The following is a 24665-nucleotide window of genomic DNA, read 5'->3' as shown; positions in this document are numbered from 1 at the left end:
CCTTTTCTTTCCCAGGCCATGAAGAAGAAGCTGCTCCCGGCAGGTTGCGCCGGGGCAGGGGGCTCTCTACCTAAACCTTAAAGTTCAACAATAGGTTGGTGGCTCATGGACCTCCTGAGACTTGTCGCATTCGATCCGGAAGATCTTGCCGTCATCTCCGCCCATCTGCAGGATTCCCTGCTGCGGGTCGGCGATATCGCCTATCTGCCCAAGGAACGGCGTTTCGCCATTCAGTCCCGCCGCTACGACTGGGAGGCGGATAAGCCCCAGCGCCGGCTGACCTGCATGCATTTCGAGAATGTCACGGGCGTGCGTGTCCGGGGCATCGACCAGACCAACAAGGATGCGGTTCTTAACCTTCTCGCCATTGCCTTCGAGGAGACCAATGCCCCTTCGGGCACTGCCACCTTGATCTTTGCCGAAGGTGGAGCCATCCAGGTGGACCTGGAGTGCATCGAAATGCAGATGAAGGATACCGGCCCGGTCTGGGCCGCGGAAAGCCGCCCCTCGCACGAGGAACAGCTTCAACCGGCGGGGCGCCTGTAATGGCGCAGAGGCTCGATGCGCGGGAGCCTTCCTTCCCGCTGGCTTTCGCCGCTCTCCTCTCGGCCAAGCGGGAGGTTTCGGAGGATGTCGATCAGGCCGTCCGGGCCATCATCGAAGATGTGGTGGCGCGGGGCGACGAAGCCCTGATCGACTTCACCTACCGTTTCGACGGGTTGGCGCTCCAGCCCGAGACCCTGCGCATTTCGGACGCCGAGATCGACGCGGCCGAGGCCCAGTGCCCGAAGGAGGCGCTGGACGCCCTGGCCCTCGCGAAGGAGCGCATCGAGACCTATCACCGGGCCCAGCGTCCGCAGGATTCCATGTCCACGGACCCGCTCGGCGTCACCCTGGGCTGGCGCTGGACCGCAATCGAATCCGTCGGCCTCTACGTGCCCGGCGGGCGGGCCAGCTATCCGTCCTCTGTCCTCATGAATGCCGTTCCGGCGAAGGTCGCGGGCGTTCCGCGCATCGCCATGGTGGTGCCGACCCCGAAGGGCGAGACGAACCCGCTCGTCCTGGCGGCCGCGCGCCTTGCCGGTGTCGACGAGGTCTTCCGCATCGGCGGCGCGCAGGCGGTAGCGGCGCTCGCCTATGGAACGGAAACGGTGCGGCCGGTCGCCAAGATCGTCGGTCCCGGCAACGCCTATGTGGCGGCCGCCAAGCGCCGTGTCTTCGGCCAGGTCGGCATCGACATGATCGCCGGCCCGTCCGAGGTGTTGATCCTGGCGGACCAGCACGGCAATCCGGACTGGATCGCGGCCGATCTTCTCGCTCAGGCCGAGCACGACCCGGCCGCCCAATCGATCCTCGTGACGGACTCTCCCGCCCTCGCCGATGCGGTGGAAAAGGCCGTCGAGCGCCAGCTCGAAACCCTGCCCAAGGCGGAGATCGCCCGCGCGAGCTGGCGCGATTACGGCGCCATCATCCTGATCGACCGGCTCGAGAATGCCGTTCCCCTGGTGGACCGGCTGGCCCCCGAACATCTCGAAATCGAGACGGAGAACGCGGAAGAACTCGCGGCCAAAGTCCGCAATGCGGGCTCGATCTTCCTCGGCAGCCACACGCCGGAAGCCATCGGCGACTATGTCGGCGGCCCGAACCATGTGCTGCCCACTGCACGATCCGCCCGCTTCTCCTCGGGCCTCGGCGTGCTTGACTTCATGAAGCGAACCTCGATCCTGAAATGCGACGCGGACGCACTGCGTGCGCTCGGCCCCGCGGCGATCGCGCTCGGGCGCTCGGAGGGGCTGGAGGGGCATGCGCGGTCGGTCGCGATCCGCCTGAACCTTTAACGATAGGGAAGGGTGGATGGCGAGTGAAGCGAAGGAGCTGAGCCGGCTGGTAGCCGTCACGCTCGACGAGGCCTCCATCGGCCGGGGCAATCCCGATCAGGAGCATGAGCGGGCCATCGCCATCTACGACATTCTCGAGGCAAACCACTTCGCCCTGCCGAATTACGAGGGCGGCCCTTATACCCTCCGCATCTCATTGGTCGAGAAGAAGCTCTGCTTCGAGGTCAAGGCGCAGGACGGCGCGCATCTCGTCTCCCATCACCTGTCCCTGACGCCGTTCCGCAAAGCGATCCGCGACTACGAGCTCATCTGCGACAGCTATTATCAGGCCATCCGCTCGGCCTCACCGGCGCAGATCGAGGCCATCGACATGGGGCGGCGCGGATTGCACAACGAGGCGGCCGAACTCCTGATGAAGCGCCTGGACGGCAAGCTGATCCTCGATTTCGATACGGCGCGCCGCATCTTCACATTGATCTTCGCGCTTCACTGGAAGGGCTGACGCTTGGAGCCCCGCTCGAAACGGATCCATTCGGTTCTGTTCGTCTGCGCCATGAATGCGGTGCGTTCCGTCATGGCCGAAGCCATCGCGCGGCATTATTTCGGCCAATCGATCTATGTGCAATCCGCCGGTGTCCGCAAAAGCGACGCGGATGGGTTTACGGCGTCGATCCTGTCCGAGATCGGCATCGACGCTTCCAAGCACAAGCCGCGCACGCTGCAGGAACTGGAGGAATGGGAGGGGCTGAATTTCGACCTCATCATCTCCCTCTCGCCGGAAGCGCATCACGCGGCGCTCGAACTCACGCGCACCATCGCGGCCGACGTGGAATACTGGCCGACGCCCGACCCCACCATCACCCAGGGTTCGCGCGAGCAGGTGCTCGATGCCTATCGCAACATTCGCGACGGATTGATGTACCGCATCCGCCTGCGACTCAAGCAGGGCTCAACCAAAAGCCCTGATGACGGCGAGGGTGCCTAGGCCCACGAGCAGGCCGACGATGTCGATCCGTGTTACGGCCATCGCCACGATGGCTGCCGCTAGCGCGACGACCGCAGGCGGGCCGTTGTCGATCACCACCGGCAGGATGGTGGCCAAAATGATGGAGCCGGGCAGGGCACGAAGCCCTCGCTCGATGCGCGGCGTGAGGCGGACGCGGCTCATGACCACGACCCCTGCGATGCGGCACAGGAACGTCACCAGGGCCATGGCACCAATGGCAAGAATCGAACCCCATGGGCTCGCGATGAAGATGCCAGTGGTGTTCATTCGATCAGCATTCCGGCCGCGACGCCGGCGAGCGCGCCCACGATGATGAAGACATAGCCGGGCACGAAGGCATGGACGACGAGGGAGACGAGACCCGCCACGAGCCAAGGCAGGGCGGGTTTCGCACCTTTCCACAAGGGCACCAGCATGACGCCGAAGAAGATCGGCATGACGAGATCGAGGCCGAAGCGCCTCGGCTCCGGCACGAGCGCGCCCGCGAAGAAGCCCGTGAGGGTCGCGAGGAGCCAGACCAGCCAGAGAATGATCCCGCATCCCAGAAGCACGCCGACATCGCGGCCGCCTTCGCTGTGATAGCGGGTTCCGACGAGCCAGCCTGCCTCCGTGATGAGGAACAGGTTGAGGGCCGTGCGGGCGAGCGGCTCATCCTTGAGCCAGGGCTGAAGGGTCGCGCCCAGAAGAATCATGCGCGCGTTCACGACGGCCGTGACGGTCATGATCGTAAGGATCGTCGAAGGCGTCCAGGCCCGTTGCCAGATCTCGAGTCCGACCATCTGGGAGGCGCCCGCGTAGACGAAGGCGGAAAGGCCCAGCGTTTCGCCGAGCGACAATCCCTTCTGGGCGGCAGCCGTGCCGAAGGCCACGGCGAACATGATGAAGCCGGGAAAAGCGGGCAGCGCCGCGCGGGCGCCGGAGCGCAGGCCTGCAATGGAAAAATGAGGGCGGAGACCGGAAGACATGAGCGTCACGCTCTCTGCCTTCCCGCATCTCCGCCGTCAATTGAAGATTGGCGATGGAACTCAGGTTCGTCGGATTTAGCCGACGGCGCCGTTCACCACCGGATAGACCTCGAGGAAGCCTTCGTAGATCATCTTGAGAGACACGTAGAGGATGATCGCAAGACCGACATAGGCGATCCAGCGGAAGCGCTGGAGCAGGCGCGCGATATACGAGGCCGCGATGCCCATGAGGGCGATCGATAGGAGCAGGCCGAAGGCGAGGATGTAGGGATGCTCGCGCGCCGCGCCGGCCACAGCGAGGACGTTGTCGAGGGACATGGACACGTCGGCGATGACGATCTGCCAGGCCGCCTGCGCGAAGGTCTTGCGGGGCGCCTTGCCGGCGATGGTGCCATCCTTGTCGAGATCCACGCCTTCCAGGGCCTCCTCGGCGGCCTCTTCTTCCTCATGGGTCGTGCGCAGCTCGCGCCACATCTTCCAGCAGACCCAGAGCAGCAGAATGCCGCCGGCGAGAAGCAGACCTACGATCTGGAGAAGCTGGGTCGTGACCAGCGCGAACGCGATGCGCAGCACGGTGGCGGCGAGGACGCCGAGGAGGATCGCCTTGTTGCGCTGTTCCTTGGGAAGGCCCGCCGCGGCCATACCGATGACGATGGCATTGTCGCCGGCGAGCGCCAAGTCGATGCCGATGACCATCAGGAAAGCGACGACCTCGGGTCCGAAAAGCTGCGAGAGATCAAACATGCAGTGCCTCATATGTCGGTTGAGGGACAGCGCATGCGAAACGTTCAAAAAGACGCATTTGTCGCCGGCTTGGCCCGGAATTCCTCGGGCCGGAAGCCGAAATGCAGGCAAAACCGTCTTTTTGAACGAACCCAGGCCGCCCTGGTTTTCATCCAGTCCGACATCGCCGCTCCTGTTCCTGAGGAGCGACCAGAGGGGCCCGGCCTGGCTACAAGGTTCCATCTAGACAAGACGGGGCCAAGGATCAAGTCACCTCCCGTAGGGTTCAGGTGACTGTCCTATAGTTTAATAGACGTTCTCCCTGAGGATTGTTCATTCAAGCAAGTCTTGTTGAGAAGCATTCTCTGCGGGACAACGGAAGCTTGATCCAAACTGCGGCCTCGGGCCATATCGGTCGCAATAACCTTGAGCGCGGGAGCGCCTGCCGGGAGGTCGTCCATGTCTGTTCTCCACGAAGGCTCTGAGCCGCCGCGCGGTCGCGGGTCGGTGCGTGCGCCGCAAAGCCTTGCGGGTGGTGTTCTGCTGGTTGCTCTTGCGGCTCTTGCGCTGTTCCTGACGCGGGATCTGGACCAGGGCACGCTCAACGCCATGGGCCCGGCTATGCTGCCGCGCTGGCTCGCCATCGGCGTCGGCCTCTCGGGCCTGGCCCTGCTCGCCGCCGCCTTCCTCAAGGAGGGCGACCTCCTGGAGCGCTGGAGCCTGCGCGGGCCGGTCTTCGTCATCGGCGCCATCGTGGCCTTCGCCCTGACCATCCGCGGCTATTCCTTCGGGGCGTTCGGCATTCCCGGCCTCGGCCTGCTGGTCGCCGGTCCGCTCGCCATCATCCTCGGCGGCTTCGCCACCTCCGAGGCACGCCCGCGTGAGCTCGTCATCCTGGCGCTCAGCCTCACCCCGTTCTGCATGGTGCTGTTCGGCGATCTGCTCAACCTGCCGATCCCGGTTTTCCCGCAGGCGCTGGCGAGCCTCTTTCCCGCCGACTGGTCGCAGAAGGCGGTGTTGCGCGCCTGCGCGGCCCTCATGGCCGTCGCGGCCGTTCTTGTGTTTCTCGCAACCCGCAATCGGAGCCGTGGTCCGATTGACGTGGCCGGCCACAGTGGGAGGATCTGATGGGTGATTTCTTTTCCAACCTGAGCCTCGGCTTCGGCGTCGCGCTCAGCCTTCAGAACCTTGGGCTCGCCTTCCTCGGCTGCCTCGTCGGCACGCTCATCGGCGTGCTGCCGGGCGTCGGCCCCATCGCCACCATCGCCATGCTGCTGCCGATCACCTTCGGGCTCGATCCCACCGGCGCGCTGATCATGCTGGCCGGCATCTATTACGGCGCCCAGTACGGCGGCTCGACCACGGCGATCCTGGTCAACATCCCCGGCGAGGCCACCTCCGTGGTGACGGCGCTCGACGGCCACGAGATGGCCAAGCAGGGCCGCGCCGGAGTGGCGCTCGGCATCGCGGCCATCGGGTCGTTCTTCGCCGGCACGGTGGCGACGCTGGTCATCGCGGCGCTCGGCGCGCCGCTCACGGGCCTCGCCCTGGTGTTCGGCCCGACCGAGTACTTCTCGCTCATGGTCATGGGCCTGGTGTTCGCCGTGGTGCTGGCGCGCGGCTCGATCCTCAAGGCCATCGCCATGATCCTGGTCGGCGTGCTGCTGTCCACGGTCGGCACCGACCTGGAGACCGGCGAGGAGCGCATGACCTTCGGGCTGCCGTTCCTGTCCGACGGCATCGACTTCGCCGTGCTGGCCATGGGGATCTTCGGCATCGCCGAGATCATGCGCAATCTCGATCACACCGAGCACAGGGACGTGGTGCGCCAGGCCATCGGCCGCCTCCTGCCCAACCGGGACGACTTCCGCCAGTCCTACAAGCCAGTGCTGCGCGGCACCATCATCGGCGCCATCCTAGGGATTCTACCTGGCAACGGCGCGGTGCTCGGACCGTTTGCCTCGTATACGCTGGAGAAGAAGATCGCCAAGGATCCCCGCCGCTTCGGGCGTGGTGCCATCGAGGGCGTGGCCGGACCGGAGAGCGCCAACAATGCCGGCGCGCAGACCTCGTTCATTCCGCTGCTCACGCTGGGCATTCCGCCGAATGCCGTGATGGCCCTGATGGTCGGCGCGATGACGATCCACGGCATCATTCCCGGCCCGCAGGTGATGACCAAGAACCCGACCCTGTTCTGGGGCATGATCGCGTCCATGTGGGTGGGCAACCTGATGCTGCTCGTCATCAACCTGCCGATGGTCGGCATGTGGGTGCGGTTGTTGAAGGTGCCGTACCGGCTGATGTTCCCGGCGATCCTGATGTTCTGCACCATCGGCATCTACTCGATCAATTCGCTGCCGACCGACGTGATGTTCATCGGGCTGTTCGGATTCGTGGGCTATGCGCTGATCAAGTTCGGCTTCGAGCCGGCCCCGATGCTGCTCGGCTTCGTGCTCGGCAAGCTGATGGAGGAGAACTTGCGCCGCGCGCTCATCATCTCGCGCGGGTCTCTGGAGACCTTCATCAATCATCCGATCAGCGCCGGCCTGCTCGCCGTCGCGGCCATCCTTCTCGTGATCGCCCTTCTGCCGTCCATCCGGAAAGGACGCGACGAGGTGTTCACGGAGTAACTTGCCTTCAACCCATCCTTGTCCATGTAAGGCCATAACCACTACCAGGGAGGAAACGAATGAAGAAGATCGCACTGGCCCTTGCCGCTGTCGCCGGCTTGGCCGCAACGGGCGCCCAGGCCCAAGGCTATCCCACGCGGCCGATCACCATGATCGTACCTTTCGCGGCCGGCGGCCCGACGGATGTGATCGCCCGAATCGTCGGCGACCACATGAGCCGCACCCTGGGCCAGCAGATCGTGATCGAGAACGTGGCGGGCGCCGGCGGCACCACGGGCATCACCCGGGCGGCCCAGTCCCAGCCGGATGGCTACACCATCATGATGGGCCATATGGGCACCCACGGCGCCGCCCCGGCCCTGTACCCGAACCTGAAATACGACCCGACCAAGGACTTCGCCCCCATCGGGGTGGCGGCCGGTACGCCGATCGTGATCGTGGCCAAGAAGGACTTCCCGGCCAACGACCTGAAGGGCTTCCTCGAATACCTGAAGACCAATGCCGACAAGGTGAACATGGCCCATGCGGGCGTGGGCTCCGTCTCGCACTCGACGGGCATCTTCTTCAACTCCGTGGTCAAGGTGAAGCCGACCATGGTGGCCTATCGCGGCACCGGTCCGGCCCTGAACGACCTGATGGCCAACACGGTCGACTTCATGACCGACCAGATCGTCAACGTGGCGCCGCAGATCCAGGGCAACAACATCAAGGCCTTCGCCATCGCGACGCCCGAGCGGTCCCCTGTGCTGCCGAACGTGCCGACCACCAAGGAGGCCGGCCTCGAAGGCTATGAGGTCAGCGCCTGGAACGCGGTCTTCGCCCCCAAGGGCACCCCGCCGGACGTGGTCAAGAAGCTCAACGATGCGCTCGTGAAATCCCTGGACGACGAGAACACCAAGAAGCGTCTTCTCGACCTCGGAGGCGTGCTGCCGAGCGCCACGGAGCGGACCCCCGAGGGCCTGCAGAAGCTCGTCGAGAGCGAAGTGGCCCGCTGGACCCCGGTCCTCAAGGCCGCCGGCGCTACCGCCGAGTGAGCTTTTCCAAGCTTGAGCAATCGAATGGCGGGCATCTAGGCCCGCCGTTCTCATTTCGGATTCTGAAATCTCGAACAGGACTTGAAATTGCCCGCCCGGGCGATTACACCCTGCCTCACGTGCAGCCGTAGCTCAGTTGGTTAGAGCACCAGATTGTGGATCTGGGGGTCCCCCGTTCAAGCCGGGGCGGCTGTACCATTCAAATCAAGAACTTAGCTGTCGTAGGTTAGATACCAGCCAAGCTGTGGTGACCACATGGTGACCACCAAAAGCCCGTCGTGTTTCTGATTTTATCAAATCTAATCATAGCCTGACTTCTATGAGTCGGGCTCTGCGTCTTCATCTTCTTCATCGCTGGAGACGTTACTTGGACGGGACGAATTGGCCATCGTCTTAAGCGAGAAGGAAGGGCTAAACGCGGCAATAAACGTTTCAAGGCGTTTATCTGTGACATCGGTAAGCTCCAGCCTTGCGCGGCATTCCGTGCCTCCTTCCTCTGTCAGGTAAATGATTTCGAGGAAATAGCCCTTATCCCGAGGCTTCGGTTTTTTGAGCTTACGCGGCTTGGAATTTTGCCGAGACCAGCTATCCAGGCCCTCTCCCGGCATCAGACCCATGGCAACTACGTTGGAGGGTGTCACCTTCTTCGATATTAGATGCTTAATGGCTTGAACGTCGCGGTTATAAAGACGGCGGGCCAACCTTTGCTCGGCTTTTGTATTTCCGCCATAGGAAATAAGACCCTCGACCAGGACTTGGAGAGCGTCAGTTCTCTTGGTTGGCTTTTTCCCAATCTTAGAAGCAATGAGCTCTATAGCGGTGTCCAAGAGGCTTTCTTTTTGGAGATAGGAATAGGTAGCGTAGACCTTTGCTATGAGTTGAAGGTGCTGCTTACGCCCTAGCTTTGTTGACCGCTTCCGAACATCCAAGATCCAGTCCGAAGGGACTGTGAGTCCAGACAGAAGCACGTGGTCCAGCTTATCTGATGTAAGCAGGTACTCATACCCGTCCTCTGCAACGCTAGGGTCAACCCTCTCGCTACGCTTAGCTATACGCTGCCACTTTTCACTATCCGTGAGCTTCTTGCGCCTCCCAGGCGCTAGCTTGGGTAGGGTCCCATGGCCCGGCATAATCCACCCTATTTGTCCGTTAAACAGACAAGTTTTTGCACACGAAATCGGAGAAGGCCATCCAATATAGGATCCTTCAGCCAAAAATCAGGGCACTAACTGAGTTCTGAATTGGGTCTGCGCAACTTCCGTAAAGGCTTCGGTCACAGCACAGGAAAGGCATGTTGCAATGACCTTAGCGAAGCAATTCAACACGACCGAAAGCACGCGCGTTCGCGATCCAATGGAAGAGAGATTTCTGACGGAAAAGGAAGTTGCTCACCGGCAAGGGCGCTCCGTCAAAACTCTTCAGAACCAGCGCGTGAGTGGCGGCGGAATTCCGTTTCTTAAGCTCGGTGGCGCGGTGCGCTACCGGCTATCCGATGTCATCGCTTGGGAGGAAAGCTGCTTCTTCCTGAGTACGAGTTCAGGCCCATCCAGCAAGCCCAAAACTCCTGATGGTGCTTCCTCAAGAGCTGCTCACTCCAAATTTTGATCGCGAATTCGCAGACCAATGAAAGCCGAGTTCTGGGCCAACCCAGAACTCGGGCCTGATTCATAACCTCAAATGGGAGACTCAACTATGGCTAAAGGCAACAAATCAAAGCAAGTGAAGAAGGCTGTTTCCGTGCTCGAACAGCAGTTAAAAGAAATCAAAAATCGCCCCATTTTTGCGGCACGCAAATGCCAAAAGGCAATCGCTGATATTGATCGTAAGCACCTCGAAGCGATCTATGAGCAGGTTGCGATTGGCTATGCGCTTGCTCAACACCTCTCAAAGGACAAAGTCGCGCGGGGGAAATTTCTGAAGGCAGGAATTTGGAAGGATCTTCGGCAAAAGCCCAAGAACACACAAGAGCATTGGGATAATATTTTGCTCTGGGTCATGAGGTTCATTTTGAAGAATCCACATGCACCTGTTTCTCGGATTTATGATCGCGCCCATCATTATGCATCAGCCCTTAAGTTTCTTTGGGATGCCAAGGTTGATGCTAAGGATGTTCCTGAACGTCTGCTTGCGGGCGGCGGCTTTAGGGGGTTGCTTAAAGAGCGAAAGCGAGCCTCCGAGGTAGGGCGGGACGAACCTGATGAAAATACCGTCGCTGAGCTAGAATTTGATCATGGCGGCTTTCTCAATGGTGCCCCTCCTAGTGATGCTCGTAAGGACGATAAGAGGAATAAGCCGAGGCCCAAAGTGGAATGGGGCATACCGGATAGCGAATTAAAGAGCCCGTCAGCTGAAATGTATGTTCAGGTGCTTGCCCAAATAAAAGAAGTCAAAGACGGGTTGAAGCTCGTTCTCTTAAATGCCGTTGAGATCGACTGACATACAGGCAGAACTAAACAACAAGGAGCACCGACACGTAGGAAGGCTTCCCGTAAAGTGTCGGTGCATTACCTTGGTGTACACATCAACTGACCAAACACCCCACCGAAGCCATGAAACCCCTGCTGTAACCACCATAGGCACCCATACAGCTACTTCATAGGGTAACAGCTTCAACCTATAACCAATTTATATAAAGGCTATTGTCATGATCGAGGCCATTCGGTCCCTGGAGACCTTTATTCATCGCCACCGCGAGGTGGATCAGCGCATCAAGAGCTATGTGCGGGACAGCAGGAAGAACTACGCGAAGTTGGATCCTTCAGTCGAGCGACTGCTCGATCCGAAAGCCGCGATATTCCTTCATGTCTACAATGCCGATGCAAGGATCCAGTTTGCGACATCGCTGATCAAGCACACGGCAGAGATCGTCCAGTTTATAGGACCGGGGCGGCCAGCCTACTTTGTGACCCTCACGCCGGATATCTTCTGTCACCTGATGCAAAATCAACGCCCTTTCACACTTCAGGACATGAAGAAATGGGTTGCCCAATATCTTGGTGACCTCAACGCCGTTGGCGTCATAGAGGCAGGATACTATCGGCGAACGCGCCGGGGCTTGGCTTGGATACTGGAAAGGATCTCCTGGCACTTTCATTTGCTTGTGTGGGGAGCGTCCTACTATCAAATCAATCAACGCCTCAAAGCGATCAGAGGTCAGCATCAGAGTCTTGTGGTCGAGATACCGTCGGCTGCCTGCAAAACGGTCGCGTCAGGCGAAGAGTTTGAAGAGCAAGCCTATTATATGTCCAAGGGCATTCTTAGCTCGTATTCATACGGCGAGGGGAAGCCGGATCCAAAGACCGGTGAAATCCGGGTCGTGCATAAAAAAAGAGAACCTCGGACGGGCGAACATATCCGAATGTGCAATGTGCTGAAGGATGAGTATATTGACAACCTTCTCTTCGGCTTTGGTGACGGCGAGGGTATCTGCAAGCGTGTGAAGCGAGATTTGCTGAGCGGCTACCACAAGGCCAAGCGGGAAGATCCCAAGTTACTCAAGTGGAATAAGCCCGTCCAGCGATCCCATCCTGCCCCCATGATGAGAAAGCGCATTCGGAATCGCCGGTGAGAAACACTAGGTGAGCCGGAATCATCCGGCTCACTCTTATTCGCGATCAGATCACGAAGAAGTCCGCTGCGGTCATTTTGAGCTTCTTGGCCAGGGTGGCGATGAGGACCGCAGCGCCCTTGCCCGATCCATCGGCATCGTAGGACAGGGTGCCCTTGATCTTGTTGTAGATCAGGTAGTCGTTGCCATCCTTGGCCTTGTCACCGATGGTGAAGTACGCCGCCTTCAGCTTGCCGACCTTACCGAGCTTCTTGAAGATCGCGTTGTCGAGCTGGATCGTGTCGTCTTTGACATTGAAGTCAAGGATCTTGTCGGCGTTGCTCTTCCTATTGGGCTTGGTGTCGAACACGAAGATGTTCTTCCCGGCATTGCCCTTGAGGATATCGTTGCCGAGCCCGCCCGCGAGGGTATCGTTGCCCCTGCCGCCTGTCAGGATGTCCTTGTTGCGACCACCCACGAGCTTCACGCCGGTATCGGGAGCCGTGACGATCTCGACCGCTTTGTCCATGACGTTGACGATGAAGCTCTTCTCGATGCTGGCACCCAGGCGGTCGGTCGATTTTACCGTGATGCGGTGCGAGGATGCCTGCTCGAAGTCGAGACTGAAGCCGTTCGCCACCACGAGCTTGTTGCCCGCGAGAGCGAAGCGTCCGCCTGCCGTGTCGGTGAGGCTGTAGCTGAAACTTTCACCTGCATTGTTGTCCTGCGTGGTCAGAGTGCCGATGACGGTGCCGTTCGCGGCCAGCTCCTCGATGCTCGATCCGGTGAGGCCGATATCGCTGGGAGCCCGGTTCGCGGCTGTGGCCTCCACGGTGATGCCCGTCGCCGTGACCGGATCGCCGTTGCCGTCCGTCACCGAGATCGTGAAGGTTATCGCCTCCACCGATCCGGCAATAGCTGAAGGCCGGTCGATGGGGTCGAACCGCATCGCCCGAAGCGCGGCTGTGACGGCCTCCGGGGCGCCGGTGAGGGTCAGGGTGCCGGTTGTCGGGTCAAAGCTGCTGGTGACGCTCGCAGGCGGCTTCAACACGCCCTTGGTGGGGCTGTCGGGGGTGATCGTGACGGTTAGCGTGTCGCCGTCGTCATCCGCGACCGAGACATGGGCGAACGGAAGGGCCGGATCGATATCAGTGGTTTGGGTGATTGAGGCGGGAGCATCCAGGCTCGGGGCGGTGTTCGGCAACTCCGTCCCATTGCTGTCGAGGATGGTGGTGAAGCCCCGGCTTTTGAGCAAGGCCCGTTCCGCCTTGCTGAAGGCATCGCCGACGAGAGTGATGCTGGCTGTCGCTCCGGTCGCCGTATGACTGAGCAGCGCCGCGCTCTTGCTGTCGAAGGTCAGAACGCCGTCGCCATTGAGATTGATCGCTTCCCATTCGAGGAAAGCCTTGCCCCGCAGATCATAGTTCCCGGCCTCGAGCCTGAGATCGTCCATGCCGCCATTGCCGTCGAAGCTGAGGAAGCCGGTCAGACGCTCGGCATTCGCAATTACGATGTCCGCGCCATCCGATCCGGTGACGGCCTCGATGCCGGCGAGGATCGCGGGCCGGGTCAGGTCGAGGGTGCCACCCAGCGAGACGAGCGTATCGAGACCACCGCCACCGTCGATGCTGTCTCCGGCACTCAAACCGCCATCTTGGACCTGGAAGGTATTCACCCCCGCCGTCCCGGTCGCGATCTCAGTGGCCGAGGTCAGGCTGTAGGTGGGTGTATAGCGGCGCTGCACCAGATCGTTGCCGTTGTTCTGAACCACCATCCAACCGCCGTTGCTCAGTCCCTCGATCTCGGCAGACGTGCTGGCCGAGGCCAGGTGCATATCAGACGCATACAGCGCCGTGCCGTTGGCATCATATCGCTGCTGGAAAACCCTGGCTGGCTTGAGGACGACCAAGTCACGATCCAGCCGCCGTCCTCCAGGGCAATGATGTCCTCAAGATACTGGTTGCCGGTGGTGGTCAGATTGACCCGCTGGTCCGTGGACGAGACTGGACCTCCATTGGCGCTGTAACGTTGTTGATAGATATCCGCGGACCCATCCGAGCCGAAGGAGATCCACGAGATCACGTAGCCGCCACCCTTCAGGGCCGTGATCTGCGAGCCCGACTGCGAATTGGCCGTGGTGCGGTTGACCAGAATGTCGGAGGATTGCAGCGGGCTGCCGCTGGACGAGTAGACCTGCTGGTAGACGTCGGAACCATCCTTGTACGAGGTCCAGGTCACTGCCCATCCGCCATTCGATAGGGCTGCTAGACCGAACTCTTCCTGATGACCGTCTGTGGTGACGTTGACCGGCCGGTCCGAGGCATACAGGCGGGTGCCGTCGGCGCTGAACCGCTGCATGTAGAGATCGCCCTGCTTGAAGGCATCCCCGTTGACGGACCAGACCACGGCCCAACCGCCATCCGTGAGCAGCACCGCCTTGGCGTTGAGGATGAACTTGTCCGCCCCGACATTGACCATGGTGACGTTCTTGACGCTGCCATCGGCATTGAAGCGGCACTGGCGGACCATGGTGCCGGTGGAGTAGGTCACGAGCCAGCCGCCATCGCTCAGGACAGTCACATCACGCAGGATCTGATCGCCGGTGGTGTCGCCAACATTGCCGAGGCGGTCATCAGCAAAGACCAGCTGGCCGAACGCATCGAACTTCTGGAAGTAAACGCCCTTGCCCGATCCGTCGCGGCCGTCCGAGGACCAGGCAATGAGAGTGCTGCCGTCCGTGAACCGGGCGATATGGGGGTTTTCGGCTCGATAGGCGGTTGACGTGTTCACGCGAACGTCTTCGCCAACCTGTACGATTGTCGTCATGGAAAATTCCTTTGCTGTAAGCCCGGTCAAAGGCTGCGCTCTAACCCCCGGCCCTGGAGCCGGGTGGTTGACCGCGTGACAGCACAAGGCGAACACGCCCTACCTATTCCCCAAGGCGAACGCGAGCGTTCACCCAGAAGGGTGTTGTATTTGGTAGGCCACCCGACATGGGGTTGCCTGTGCTGTTCCGCGGTCAAGCGGTGCTCGAACCATACCTGATTGCTGCCCGTGGTCCAAGGGCTGTGGTTGACATGCCCTATTGGGTGTCGGGTACGCCCTTTCAAATTGGCTCAAAGCAACGGTTTGATGGGTGGACGAGGACGACAAACAGGCATGGCAGCACTTTGAGGCGGTCACCCGCCCGGCTCTGATCCTTAGTCCTCCGACCTTTCTGGATGACATCGCCGCCAGCCTTTCCAGGGCTGGCATTCAGGAGGCCGTTGCCGGTCATGACAGCGGACCGATCTTCGATTGGCTGATGAGCCTGTTCCAACTCCAGGGCATCTCGGATGCGGTCGCCTTCGCCTACGCCGCCGAGCACGGCTCCGTGCGCTGGCGCGAGATCGAGGCCGCACTTTCCGATGAGCCTGACTGCCCGCGTCTGACAAGCTACTGGCACTTCCACCACTGCCGCTTCGAGAAATCGGCCTGGACCTGCTCGGAGCCACATCTGCTTCATCGCTGCCCCTTGCCGCGGCATCCGCTGCGCAACGGACGCTTGAACCAAGCTGCCTACAGCCTATTCCTGTTCATCCGCGATATTTGCGACAGCGATCTTGTCGGCTGGATTGATCACCGGCTGGAGAGAGCCGATATTGGAGTGGGTCAGCCGGACCGTGCGGAAGCGATGCGCGAGGCACTACTGCATCCCATGAGCCATATCTTCGGCGTGTCCTACAAAGTGCTGTCGATGACGCTGGCCGATCTGCTGCTGTGCGGCGATCCAAACCGGGAGCGGTGGGTGGCGACGGGAGCGCACATGATCGCCATCGACTCCCTGGTGCATAATCTCCTGCATCGCACGGGCGTGCTGGATCGGTTCGAGTGTGTGCATGAGATCGGACCCGACTGCTACGGCCCAAAGGGCTGTGCCGGTCTCATCGATGGGCTGGCTGAGCGGGTCGATGCCCGCGCCTTCAATCCGTCCTTCCCGAGCATGTTTCCGCGCTTCATCCAACATGCGCTGTGGTGCTTCTGTGCGGGCGATGGGCTCGACATCTGCAACGGCAACCGGATCGACGACACAAACCCATGCCGGAACAGCCATTGCCCGGCCTTCGAGACCTGCGACTGCCTCACTTTGAAATAGAGCCAAACCGGGCCTGAAAGCCTGACGGTGCAATAGGCTTGACTATAGGCATATAATCCTATAAGGTGGTGCCCATCAGGGCATTTGCGCCCTGGTTTGATGAAACCCATGAGGTCGATCATGACACCGCATTTGCGGCCCCAAGCATTGGGGCGAACCCGCCGACCGGCACCGCCGCACACATCATCTGAACCATCGATACGGGGGCCTCTGGCCCCCTTCGCTTTTGATGGAGGGGTTGATGGCCAATAAGCCCACTGACGAGAAAGCCGCCTCGGCCACCCTGATCGTGTTCGGGCCGGATGAGACCGGCAAGCCTCATGCGTCCTGGTTCGATGAGGCCGATGCGCCGCTGGCCGAGAAAGCGGCAGGGCTCATGAAGATGAAGATCCTGCGGCTCACGACCGACGAGCAGAAGAAGCTCGCGGGGCGGTTGCCGCAAGGCCGGGTGTTCGAGAGCGGCAAAGCCTTCGTGCCCTTCGTCAACCGGACACTCTATGCGCAGCTGGCCGCGATGGGCGGCGAAATCCCTGAGATCGATCCGGCCCTGCTCGAGGCCGCGCTCAATGCCGATGCCGCCAAGACAAGCAAAGGCGGGGGCAAGGCGGCGATACCCGAGGGGCTGAAGGCGGATGCCGGGTCTTGGGCCTATCTCGCGGTGGGCAGCATCGTGCTCGCCAACGAGACGCCGGGCGAAGGCTGGTACGAGGCTATTGTAAAAGAGGTGAAAGCCGAAGGGCTGTACCTGCTCACGTGGCGCGACTGGCCCCATGAAGCCGCCTTCGTGCGAAAAGCGCCGCATATCGCCCTGCTGCACCCGGCCAACAGCAAGTAAGCCGAAACCGAGCCTTCAGGGCAGAGTGATCGCGCCCTGGGGGCAACTTGCCGCCGCCCCATCGATGCCGCCGTGCAGCCTCGCCATTGGCCTTAACGCCACGCTTGGCGCAGCGGGCGGGCTCATCGTCACCAACCTAGCAATGGACATGCATCATGGCTCAGACCAGCACCCAAACGGACACCCGACTTCGCAACCTCAACGACCGTCTCCGCAAAGACCGCATCGGCGGGCGGGTCGTCATGACACACGGCATCGCCGCCTTGGGGCCGCTGCTCGTGCTGAAGATCGATCAGGCCGTGCGAGCCTTCGATGCCTTCACGCCCGGCAACGATCCGTATGGGGAGCACGACTTCGGTTCTCTCACCGTCGAGGGCCATGTGGTGATGTTCAAGATCGATGCCTACGACCTCGATCTGCAGTACGCCTCGCCCGATCCCACTGATCCTGATGTCACCTGCCGGGTCATGACCCTCATGCTGGCCGCAGAGTACTAGCGAGCAAGACATATGGGAAAGGCTTGAAACAGCCCCCATTGATTTGCGATACTAAATAACAAAAAACTTGATCCACGCTATGTGCCGCAGCATAAGGCTGCAAAGTCGAGAAAGAGCATGACCCCGAAAGCCCCCAGTGACGTCGATAAACATGTTGGCAGCCGTGTTCGCGCCAGACGTTTGACTGTCGGTATAAGCCAGGAAAAGTTGGGCGAGATGCTGGGGTTGACCTTCCAACAGGTGCAGAAATACGAGAAAGGCACTAACCGCATCGGTTCAGGCCGTCTGCACCAAATTGCAACGGCCTTGCAGGTGCCCGTCTCTTTCTTTTACGACGGCCAAGCGAACGGCCAGGACTCAAACAGGAATGCTCCTTAAGAACTCCTGATCGATAGGAAGAGCGTTGAACTCCTCCGAGCCTTCAATGCGATTGATGATGAAGGAATGCGGGATGCGGTCCTCAATCTCACCCGGACGGCCGCGAAATCCGCGCCATAGCCCGCTCGTCGATACCCTCTAGGCACATGACACTGTCTAGTGCATGATTGTCATGTCGCTGGCGTCATTGTCGGTGTTCGGATCCGCGGCAAGAAGCCGTGCCGTATTCAAGATCTCCTCGCGGATTTCAGGTTTGAGTGCTGTAAACTCACGCAGCGCGATCACCATTTTAGGATCGATAGCATAGAGGAAGCATTCCAGCCCGCTGGCAGGATCGACTGTACCGGATTCCAAAGCTTCAGAGACCATGTCCTCCACATAGGCCACGAGGGTTGTTCGGCTGAAAGGTGGGTTTGATGCAGGCATACGAAACTCCTTGGCGGTCTTCCGAGAAGGCCGCCGCATTATCGTTCTGGGTTGGGAAGTGGGTTGTTGGTTACGCTGCGATCAGCGAGTGAGCCGAGAGAACAGGCATCTCAAGCCCGCCTGCAAGACGGATGCGCTGTGCAACGGCTTCGGAAACCTCAAGGGTCCCCGCAAGCGCGGTGACCGTTCCCATCGATTGTGGCGCTCCAATGCGTTCCAGCGTCCAACCGGCTCGGCGCAAGATGCGCTCCATGCGCAAGTCGGTCACGGTGACAATCCCATGGGAGCCGCTGATCAGGCCCCATTCGACGACGGCAGAGAGCAGCATGAAGGTTGTCTTGTGAAGCCCCGCTGAGCCGAGTTCTTCACAGGCTGCCGTATCGACGCAAAATCGCGAGCTTTCCAGAAGGCGCTCATCATTTGGTGCCTCCTCGCCTGCCAGAAGCATCGGGAACGTGTCGGCGAGCATGTTCGGCCCAGTGGTGGGCAGCAATCTGACCGAGGCGACAACCCGATGATCGTCCGTGACCACAAGCAGGTAGACCGGTCCCAAGCCGTCATAGACATCAATCTCCATGTCTCCGACCACCGAAACGCTCCAATCGAGGCGTTCCTTGAACACACGGTGCCGGAGGCGGTGCATGTTGGTGAGAAGATCGCGGTGCTTCCCATAGTCTGGGCGAGTGATGGCAAGAGCGCGCATGAAATAGTCCCCCTCTTTGTTTATTCGGCGCTTGATGAAACTAAATAACAGAGGCAGGATCACCTGTAAGATTTGACAGGGCAAAAATGCCCATGGGGAAGTCGCGGCATGTCGAGCCAGGACGCCATATTCCAGGATTTTACGGACGCGCTTTGGACCGCCAATGATGAGGTTGCCTTACGGAATGTCGCTCATCGGGCCGCATCCAGCCTCGGCTTCAAATGGTTTGCCTATCTGGGCCTTCATGAGAACGAGACGGTCTGGATCTCGAACTATCCCCGCAACTGGATCGAGAGGTACTTCGAGCAGGGCTATGAGGCCATCGATCCGATCGTGGTGAACGCCCGCAAACAGAAACGGGCCTTTGCTTGGGATAGCGAGAAACGCGCAGGCGGACACTCGTCCGAGCAAGCAAGGTTCTTCAAAGAGGCAAGGGACTTTAATATCGGCTCCGGCCTGACCATTCCCATCCGAAGCGGGTCCGGGCAAATCACGGCCTTAACCCTTGCCAACGATGGGCGGTTGATCGAAGCGGAAAAGGTCTTGTCGGCTGCCCACGAAATGGTTGAGTTGATGGGTCTGTATTATCATGCCCGTGTAGCGGCGAGCCTTAAAGCATCTCGCGTTCACGCTGAGGTGCAGCTAAGCCAGCGTGAAGTGCAGTGCCTGACGTGGGCAGCGCGTGGCAAGACGGTTGCCGAGACGGCTGATATTCTGGGCGTGACAGCACGAACGGTCACGTTCCATCAGGAGCACGCTCGTGCCAAGCTTGGAGCCGGTAATATCACGCAGGCCGTCGCAATCGCGCTGAGGCGAGGCTTGATCCGTTAATGATGGGCATGTCCAAATGAATAGTGGATTGCCAAATGGAAGCTGCGAAAGCAGTTGATCGAGCATAAAGCCAATCTTCTCATCAAGCTTCATGGCGATCCCAGCTATTTCATTGCCCGAGATCGGGCCCGCTTTCAGATGAGCATTGATGGCTCACGTGGAATTTGGGACAGAGTTGCCGTGCTTATTGCTAAAAGGACAGGACACCGGATCGGCTACAAAACGGCTGATCGATATCTAGACTCTGCACGGTAGGGTTTCTCATCCTACACGTTTGCTAAACATATCCACAGTGCGAGTTCCGCACTTCTTTACATGAAATCAAAGCCATACTCGCTCTATATCCACAGTCGGGCGAGGCCGTTTGCGACCGTTTGACTCTGCGGCGAACGGGAACATAATAGGAACATCGAGACAAACAGAAGTGACTTGGGCAAGGTATGCAACGTGCCGGGCAACAGACAGTGCTTGCTGATTTGCGCCAGCAGATCGAGCGGCTTGGCGGCAGCGCCCGGCGTAGGCCATCCCTCCCTTTCGGGGTGCCTGAACTCGATGGGCACATTCCCGATCAGGGGCTTGCCCGTGGTGCGCTGCATGAGGTCGTAGAGGGTGGCTCGGCAGCGGAGTTCGCGGGCTCAGCTACTCTCTTCGTCGCCGGGATCGCGGCTCGCCTCAAGGTCCGGTTCTGTGGTGCCTCAACTGCCGCGATCTGCTCGCCCCGAGTCTAGCAAGTGTAGGGCTTCACCCCGATCATGTGCTCTATGCGGAGACCTTTCGCGAGCGCGACGTCCTCGCATTGGTCGAAGAGGGATTGCGTGAGAAGAGCCTTGTCGCCGTTGTCGGCGAGGTCACGCGTCTCAGCCTGATCGCATCACGGCGCCTCCAACTTTCGGCTGAAGAAACAGGGGTCACGGCGCTTCTGCTTCGACGCTGGTGGACCGTCGCAGAAGGATCTCGTGAACCTTCCGACTGCCGCTGTGACACGCTGGTGGATTTCCCCATTTGCCTCGCAAGCTCCACCTGCACCGGGCTTAGGTCGTGCCCTCTGGCACGTTGAGCTAACCCGCTGCCGAGGCAGCGAACCCTGTGCTTGGATTCTCGAGGCTTGCGATGCGAAGGGTCGTCTCGCTCTACCTGCCAACTTGGCCGACCGATCGGATCCGGCGCAAGTTCGGGCAGCCGCCGCAGGGTAAGCCCCTTGTTACAGTGGCCACGCAAGGTTCGCGGCGCGTCATTGCATCTGTCGATGCAAACGCTCACCAGCTAGGGCTGCGGGTCGACCAGACGGTCGCTCATGCTTAGGCTCTGGTTCCCGACCTGTATGTATTCAAGGCAACGCCAGAGGAACCGTCCTCTGAGCGATAGAAACCGCGCCTGCACGGCCAACCATTGCCTAGAACATTGAGCCTCCGCGTTCGGTGGGATCTCAAGAGGTAGGCACTCGTTCACAGACCGATAGAATCCTCTATTGCATTGCCATCCTGATCTAAATGGGGTGGGTGAGGCGTTTAGGGGCAATGATTGAACACTTGCCGCAGGATTTACCAATTCAAGCAAAACCATTAGACTTTTGACGACCAGCGCCGCATTGCCCCCACCCCATACATTAAGTGGAAACTAGCTGCCTATGCCGAAGACTGTGGCTGCATAAGTAGCCGCTCACTTAGCCATTTTAGGTTCTTGTCTCTCAACCCGAGAGATGAGATGCCGCGAAACGTACTGATGACGTATTCAAGGTTGCTTCCTAATGTCCCGGCCGCATCCTTAACTAAATTGAATACTTCCTCGACATCGAGATTAGAAATGTACTTTGGATGCTGGTGATTAACGATATACGCCAGTGCATGAACCTTTCGTCCGTCTTCTAGGCTCAGTGCTACAAACTTCTCGTTATAGATGCTCGAAGTTAGCTCGCGATCCCTAATGAATTTTACAGCATCTCGCACTTGAGTTTGTCCAATTCTGAACGCTAATCCATAGCACGATCCACCGGTATCTAGGCCAAAAACTAAGCCCGGTTTCTTTGGTGTTCCCCGATAGTTATGCGATATAACGCATAACTTCCGATGGTATCCGCGCAAATAGGCTGGCACCTTTTCGTCGTACTCAAAGCATGGGTTCCATATCAAAGACCCATATGCGAAAACCCAGATATCCCTGTCTTCGGGAAGAGAAACGATACTCATAAAGCCTAATGCCCCGTGGAAGCGATGCTCTTGTAATGGGCTGCGATGATATCTGACGCAGATGAGACTATCTCATCTAGGATTTTGCGAGCTGGCGAAATATCGCGAAGCAGGCCGATGCCTTGGCCTACAGGTATGCCCAGTAGATCGTAGTTTTGTTCACTCAGTGCTAAAGCAAGAGAGGCTGCTTCCCTCTGTGAAGAAGCAGACAAAAGATCTTCAGACCCCATCCATCTATCGATGAAGGAATTCTGGATGTAGCTTCCTGTGAAGCCATTAGGCCACTTTCGCTGCTTCACAATGTCGTAAACAAAGGTGCGTACGACGTGATCACCAGTGGCTTGAAGCGCACGCTTCTGGGCCGATTCACTCACTCCAGCTTCTTGAGAAGCCCAAAATCGCGTTCCGACTAAAACCCCATCGGCTCCCAACACCAGTGCGGCAGCTAATCCTCTGCCATCAACCACTCCCCCAGCTGCAACAACCGGAGTCTCAGGTGCCATTTTATATACGAGGTCAGCAACTTCGGGAACAAAGCTGAATGTACCACGAGAGCTTAGTCCGTGGCCCCCTGCCTCAGAGCTCTGGGCTACAATCACGTCCGCGCCTGCACCTATAGCGTCACGAACATCCTGCAGACTTTGAACTTGGCAGATCAGTTTTGCACCAGCCTTCTTGATGCGTTCTGCAAAGGGAGAAGGGTCGCCAAATGACAGCATTACAGCGACGGGCTTGAATTCAAGTGCGATATCAAGAGCACGTATATTTTGATGTAAAGCCCATGTGATAAACCCACAGCCTACACTTTCTGTCGCTACAGCGAGTTCTTTCTCTAAGAAAGAGACATCACCATATCCACCTCCTATCAATCCAAGGCCGCCTGAGGCGCTGACCGCAGAAGCGAGCAATCCGCCAGAAACCGATCCCATGGGCGCCAACAGGATTGGAGTTTTAATGTTAAGGGCTTTTGTCAAGCGCGTTCGCATCGAGGTTACTATCTATAGGCTAGAGATCATTTGAAGGAGACGGCTGCGTTCTGAAAACTCAATTAGGTTTTCAGGGGCGCTTCTGTTTCTAAGTTAGGAGAAACTTTTTTTAGCGAAGAAAGGCGTCGTGCGAATAGCAGGAGACCGGCCATTATAATTGGGACCATTACCAGCAAAACTATTGATACTGACACGCTACTGTTCTTGCCTACCAAGCCCAACATTGGGGGTATCGACAACATGGCGAGGCCGCTGCAGTTTGCAGAGCCTGAGGAAATCCGACGTATCTCTTCAGGAACATACTTCATGGCAGTGGCCAGATTGCTTGGGTAGAAGCAACCGATGGCCGCACCTGCGAAGGCAAGAGCAGGAATGATGGTGCTTATGGATGGAGCAAGCAGGACAGTCAGAACTGCAGCGGTCGCCACTCCTAAGTACATAATAAAAAGTGTGTCAGCTTCGATCCATCTTACAAGCCGTACATTGAGCGCACGCCCTACTAATGTACTTCCAAAATAGATTGACATTAAGGAAACAGCCTCGGCTGTCGTTAAATGGTGGGTTTCCTGAAGGAAGATGGGCCACCAAAGACCTACGCCCCATTCCATGACATTGATACTAAAAAACAGCATCCAGAAAATGAAAACGGTCCCTGTTAATTTAGAGCTACTTAACTGCTTGGCCTTAGGAGCGGCATAACTGCGTGGGTTAACAAAAATTACAAGGATCAAAGAAATTAAAGGGAGACCGAGGGCGCAGACCCAAGGTAACCCTTGGCTCACAAACCAACCTGTTACGGCGGGAAAAAGAAAGACACCTACGCTCGCCCATGTATATCCTTCACTGATTGCAAGTGAGCGTGATTTCTCAGGTAATGTGGCAATTTGGGACTGCACTAACGCCTGAAGCGTTCCTCCAAATATACCAACCAAGAACGATAGGAAGAAGCTGGTGAACACGGATTGTGAGGCCCAAGTTAAAGCCATTGCAGACATTAGGCCGATTGCAGTGAGACGGATTGCAGGAATACCGGCCCCTCGACTGATAAGATGGCTTGAAAGAAAACCAGAGCTCAGTCGTCCAAGGGCATAAAATGAGAAAAGCCAACCCACCAGAAAAGTTGATAATCCTTGTGCGTCTCGGACAAATGGTATTGCAGCACTGAGAAAGCCCTGCATCACCCCGAATAGGCTGAGCGCAAGGAAAAGAAAAATCACAAAGGAGTCTCGCTGCAACGCAACGCTTTGGGCCTGCACAGGAAGTTTCTCGCTCATTGTCATGCGTTAGCCGCCTTGCCGCTATCGCTAGACGTCTTAACTATGCCGCGCGATCCAGGTGTGACCGGAGGAATTTCAGCAAGCTCTGGCGGAATCTCGTCTGGCGAATAATCTGGAATGTAGAAGGAGGCTAATGACACCAGTGGCGCCCCAATATCAACAGTTCCTCCAGAACGATCTATCAGGCAGGCTGCACCAACGACGTTCGCTCTTTCTTTGTAGAGCATCTTGAGACTTTCGCGCGAAGACTGACCAGAGTAGATAACGTCTTCAACCAGTAGAACCTTTGCATGGATTGGGATGTGAAAGCCTCGTCGCAAACAAAGCTCACCATTCTCTTTTTCGAGGAATATGAATTTCGCATTCAGGACACGTGCGACTTCGTAGCCTGGAATAATACCTCCCAGAGCAGGGGAGACGATGCAGTCAATCCTGCCGTATCGGCTAATTATCTTACTAGCTAAAGCTATACATAGTCGCTCGGTTCTGATGGGGTCCGTGAAGATGAATGTCTTTTGGAGGAATGTGGGGCAATGGCGGCCCGTTTTTAGGATAAAGTGCCCATTGTAAAAGCCGCCAGCTTCCCTGATTTCAGCAAGGGCTTCCTCATTCGTCATTTCCATCCCCAATGTTATAATATTTATAGGATATTATCCTCTCCTCGCCGG

At 58.6% G+C, this 24665-nt stretch carries 26 protein-coding genes, 1 tRNA gene and 2 pseudogenes; 17 read left to right on the top strand and 12 right to left on the bottom strand.

Annotated elements, in window-relative coordinates:
- Nucleotides 1-105 precede the first annotated feature (105 nt).
- Genes AB4097_RS08995 through AB4097_RS08980 form a run of 4 tightly spaced genes read left to right on the top strand, consistent with a single transcriptional unit; the run spans nt 106 to nt 2823 of the window.
- The gene (locus AB4097_RS08995; RefSeq protein WP_442038616.1) at nt 106-546 is read left to right on the top strand and encodes a DUF2948 family protein; all 441 of its coding nucleotides are present in this window, start codon (nt 106-108) and stop codon (nt 544-546) included.
- Nucleotides 546-1838, top strand: coding sequence for a histidinol dehydrogenase (hisD, locus tag AB4097_RS08990; protein WP_442038614.1), 1293 nt, complete (start codon nt 546-548; stop codon nt 1836-1838). Before AB4097_RS08995 ends, hisD begins: the two co-directional genes overlap by 1 nt.
- 16 nt (nt 1839-1854) lie before the next feature.
- Entirely contained in the window at nt 1855-2340 is a 486-nt protein-coding gene (locus tag AB4097_RS08985) for a UPF0262 family protein (protein ID WP_442038612.1), read from the top strand.
- 3 nt (nt 2341-2343) lie between these two features.
- A complete protein-coding gene (locus tag AB4097_RS08980) occupies nt 2344-2823 on the top strand; it encodes an arsenate-mycothiol transferase ArsC (RefSeq protein WP_442038610.1) in 480 nt (159 codons plus the stop codon).
- Here AB4097_RS08980 and AB4097_RS08975 read toward each other — a convergent pair.
- The 3 genes from AB4097_RS08975 to AB4097_RS08965 form a co-directional block, all read right to left on the bottom strand.
- On the bottom strand, nt 2788-3111 hold the full coding sequence (locus AB4097_RS08975) for an AzlD family protein (protein WP_442038608.1): 324 nt from the start codon (nt 3109-3111) through the stop codon (nt 2788-2790). The two genes, AB4097_RS08980 and AB4097_RS08975, sit on opposite strands and share 36 nt — an antisense overlap.
- Nucleotides 3108-3809 (bottom strand): AzlC family ABC transporter permease, encoded by a 702-nt coding sequence (locus tag AB4097_RS08970; RefSeq protein ID WP_442038606.1) that lies wholly within the window; start codon nt 3807-3809, stop codon nt 3108-3110. The genes AB4097_RS08975 and AB4097_RS08970 overlap by 4 nt, the downstream gene beginning before the upstream one ends.
- 75 nt (nt 3810-3884) lie before the next feature.
- Nucleotides 3885-4553, bottom strand: coding sequence for a TerC family protein (locus AB4097_RS08965; protein ID WP_442038604.1), 669 nt, complete (start codon nt 4551-4553; stop codon nt 3885-3887).
- 438 nt (nt 4554-4991) lie between these two features.
- On the opposite strand from AB4097_RS08965, the gene AB4097_RS08960 reads away from it, so the two are divergent.
- From AB4097_RS08960 to AB4097_RS08945, 4 genes are all read left to right on the top strand, one after another.
- Nucleotides 4992-5660, top strand: a complete 669-nt coding sequence (locus AB4097_RS08960) for a tripartite tricarboxylate transporter TctB family protein (protein WP_442038602.1) — start codon at nt 4992-4994, stop codon at nt 5658-5660.
- Nucleotides 5660-7162: a tripartite tricarboxylate transporter permease gene (locus tag AB4097_RS08955; RefSeq protein ID WP_442038600.1), complete on the top strand. Its 1503-nt coding sequence runs from the start codon at nt 5660-5662 to the stop codon at nt 7160-7162. Before AB4097_RS08960 ends, AB4097_RS08955 begins: the two co-directional genes overlap by 1 nt.
- Before the next feature lie 59 nt (nt 7163-7221).
- Complete coding sequence (locus AB4097_RS08950; protein ID WP_442038598.1) at nt 7222-8196, top strand: tripartite tricarboxylate transporter substrate binding protein BugD; 975 nt, start codon at nt 7222-7224, stop codon at nt 8194-8196.
- A 121-nt stretch (nt 8197-8317) separates the two neighbouring features.
- Nucleotides 8318-8394 (top strand) — tRNA-His (locus AB4097_RS08945).
- 119 nt (nt 8395-8513) lie between these two features.
- Here AB4097_RS08945 and AB4097_RS08940 read toward each other — a convergent pair.
- Entirely contained in the window at nt 8514-9023 is a 510-nt protein-coding gene (locus tag AB4097_RS08940) for a hypothetical protein (RefSeq protein WP_442038596.1), read from the bottom strand.
- A 472-nt stretch (nt 9024-9495) separates the two neighbouring features.
- Between AB4097_RS08940 and AB4097_RS08935 the strand changes: the two genes are divergently transcribed.
- From AB4097_RS08935 to AB4097_RS08925, 3 genes are all read left to right on the top strand, one after another.
- Entirely contained in the window at nt 9496-9801 is a 306-nt protein-coding gene (locus AB4097_RS08935; RefSeq protein WP_442038594.1) for a helix-turn-helix transcriptional regulator, read from the top strand.
- Between the two features lie 87 nt (nt 9802-9888).
- On the top strand, nt 9889-10632 hold the full coding sequence (locus AB4097_RS08930) for a hypothetical protein (protein ID WP_442038592.1): 744 nt from the start codon (nt 9889-9891) through the stop codon (nt 10630-10632).
- A gap of 208 nt (nt 10633-10840) precedes the next feature.
- Nucleotides 10841-11764: a hypothetical protein gene (locus tag AB4097_RS08925; protein WP_442038590.1), complete on the top strand. Its 924-nt coding sequence runs from the start codon at nt 10841-10843 to the stop codon at nt 11762-11764.
- 46 nt (nt 11765-11810) lie between these two features.
- Here AB4097_RS08925 and AB4097_RS08920 read toward each other — a convergent pair whose 3' ends face one another.
- Together AB4097_RS08920 and AB4097_RS08915 are read right to left on the bottom strand one after the other, a co-directional pair.
- Complete coding sequence (locus tag AB4097_RS08920) at nt 11811-13577, bottom strand: M10 family metallopeptidase C-terminal domain-containing protein (RefSeq protein WP_442038588.1); 1767 nt, start codon at nt 13575-13577, stop codon at nt 11811-11813.
- The gene (locus tag AB4097_RS08915; RefSeq protein ID WP_442038586.1) at nt 13532-14569 is read right to left on the bottom strand and encodes a hypothetical protein; all 1038 of its coding nucleotides are present in this window, start codon (nt 14567-14569) and stop codon (nt 13532-13534) included. Before AB4097_RS08915 ends, AB4097_RS08920 begins: the two co-directional genes overlap by 46 nt.
- Nucleotides 14570-14879: 310 nt before the next feature.
- Here AB4097_RS08915 and AB4097_RS08910 point away from each other — a divergent pair, with 310 nt between their 5' ends.
- The 4 genes and pseudogenes from AB4097_RS08910 to AB4097_RS08895 all read left to right on the top strand — a co-directional run bounded on the left by AB4097_RS08910 (nt 14880) and on the right by AB4097_RS08895 (nt 17708).
- Nucleotides 14880-15878 carry a hypothetical protein gene (locus AB4097_RS08910; protein ID WP_442038584.1) on the top strand — a complete coding sequence of 333 codons (999 nt, stop codon included), beginning with the start codon at nt 14880-14882 and terminating at the stop codon, nt 15876-15878.
- A gap of 241 nt (nt 15879-16119) precedes the next feature.
- On the top strand, nt 16120-16713 hold the full coding sequence (locus AB4097_RS08905; RefSeq protein WP_442038582.1) for a tudor domain-containing protein: 594 nt from the start codon (nt 16120-16122) through the stop codon (nt 16711-16713).
- Between the two features lie 155 nt (nt 16714-16868).
- The gene (locus AB4097_RS08900) at nt 16869-17210 is read left to right on the top strand and encodes a DUF3768 domain-containing protein (RefSeq protein ID WP_442038580.1); all 342 of its coding nucleotides are present in this window, start codon (nt 16869-16871) and stop codon (nt 17208-17210) included.
- A gap of 117 nt (nt 17211-17327) precedes the next feature.
- Nucleotides 17328-17708: pseudogene (locus AB4097_RS08895) on the top strand (helix-turn-helix domain-containing protein).
- Nucleotides 17709-17744: 36 nt separating this feature from the next.
- Here the strand turns inward: AB4097_RS08895 and AB4097_RS08890 are convergent.
- Both AB4097_RS08890 and AB4097_RS08885 read right to left on the bottom strand, forming a co-directional pair.
- Nucleotides 17745-18014 carry a hypothetical protein gene (locus AB4097_RS08890; protein WP_442038578.1) on the bottom strand — a complete coding sequence of 90 codons (270 nt, stop codon included), beginning with the start codon at nt 18012-18014 and terminating at the stop codon, nt 17745-17747.
- A gap of 70 nt (nt 18015-18084) precedes the next feature.
- A complete protein-coding gene (locus AB4097_RS08885; RefSeq protein WP_442038576.1) occupies nt 18085-18780 on the bottom strand; it encodes an acyl-homoserine-lactone synthase in 696 nt (231 codons plus the stop codon).
- Between the two features lie 45 nt (nt 18781-18825).
- Between AB4097_RS08885 and AB4097_RS08880 the strand changes: the two genes are divergently transcribed.
- On the top strand, nt 18826-19548 hold the full coding sequence (locus tag AB4097_RS08880) for an autoinducer binding domain-containing protein (RefSeq protein WP_442038574.1): 723 nt from the start codon (nt 18826-18828) through the stop codon (nt 19546-19548).
- Nucleotides 19549-19988: 440 nt separating this feature from the next.
- A pseudogene (locus tag AB4097_RS08875) lies at nt 19989-20741 on the top strand (ImuA family protein).
- A gap of 432 nt (nt 20742-21173) precedes the next feature.
- Here AB4097_RS08875 and AB4097_RS08870 read toward each other — a convergent pair.
- From AB4097_RS08870 to pyrE, 4 genes are all read right to left on the bottom strand, one after another.
- Complete coding sequence (locus AB4097_RS08870; protein WP_442038572.1) at nt 21174-21734, bottom strand: gamma-glutamylcyclotransferase; 561 nt, start codon at nt 21732-21734, stop codon at nt 21174-21176.
- Between the two features lie 5 nt (nt 21735-21739).
- The gene (locus AB4097_RS08865; RefSeq protein ID WP_442038570.1) at nt 21740-22708 is read right to left on the bottom strand and encodes an NAD(P)H-dependent flavin oxidoreductase; all 969 of its coding nucleotides are present in this window, start codon (nt 22706-22708) and stop codon (nt 21740-21742) included.
- 74 nt (nt 22709-22782) lie between these two features.
- Nucleotides 22783-24000, bottom strand: a complete 1218-nt coding sequence (locus tag AB4097_RS08860) for an MFS transporter (protein ID WP_442038568.1) — start codon at nt 23998-24000, stop codon at nt 22783-22785.
- Nucleotides 23997-24614: an orotate phosphoribosyltransferase gene (gene pyrE / locus AB4097_RS08855; RefSeq protein WP_442038566.1), complete on the bottom strand. Its 618-nt coding sequence runs from the start codon at nt 24612-24614 to the stop codon at nt 23997-23999. The genes AB4097_RS08860 and pyrE overlap by 4 nt, the downstream gene beginning before the upstream one ends.
- Between the last annotated feature and the right edge of the window lie 51 nt (nt 24615-24665).

The sequence above is a fragment of the Microvirga sp. 2MCAF35 genome, from assembly GCF_052115545.1.
Lineage (GTDB): Bacteria > Pseudomonadota > Alphaproteobacteria > Rhizobiales > Beijerinckiaceae > Microvirga.
The sequence above is the reverse complement of the archived record's forward strand: the minus strand, read 5'-3'. Positions and strand labels throughout refer to the sequence as shown.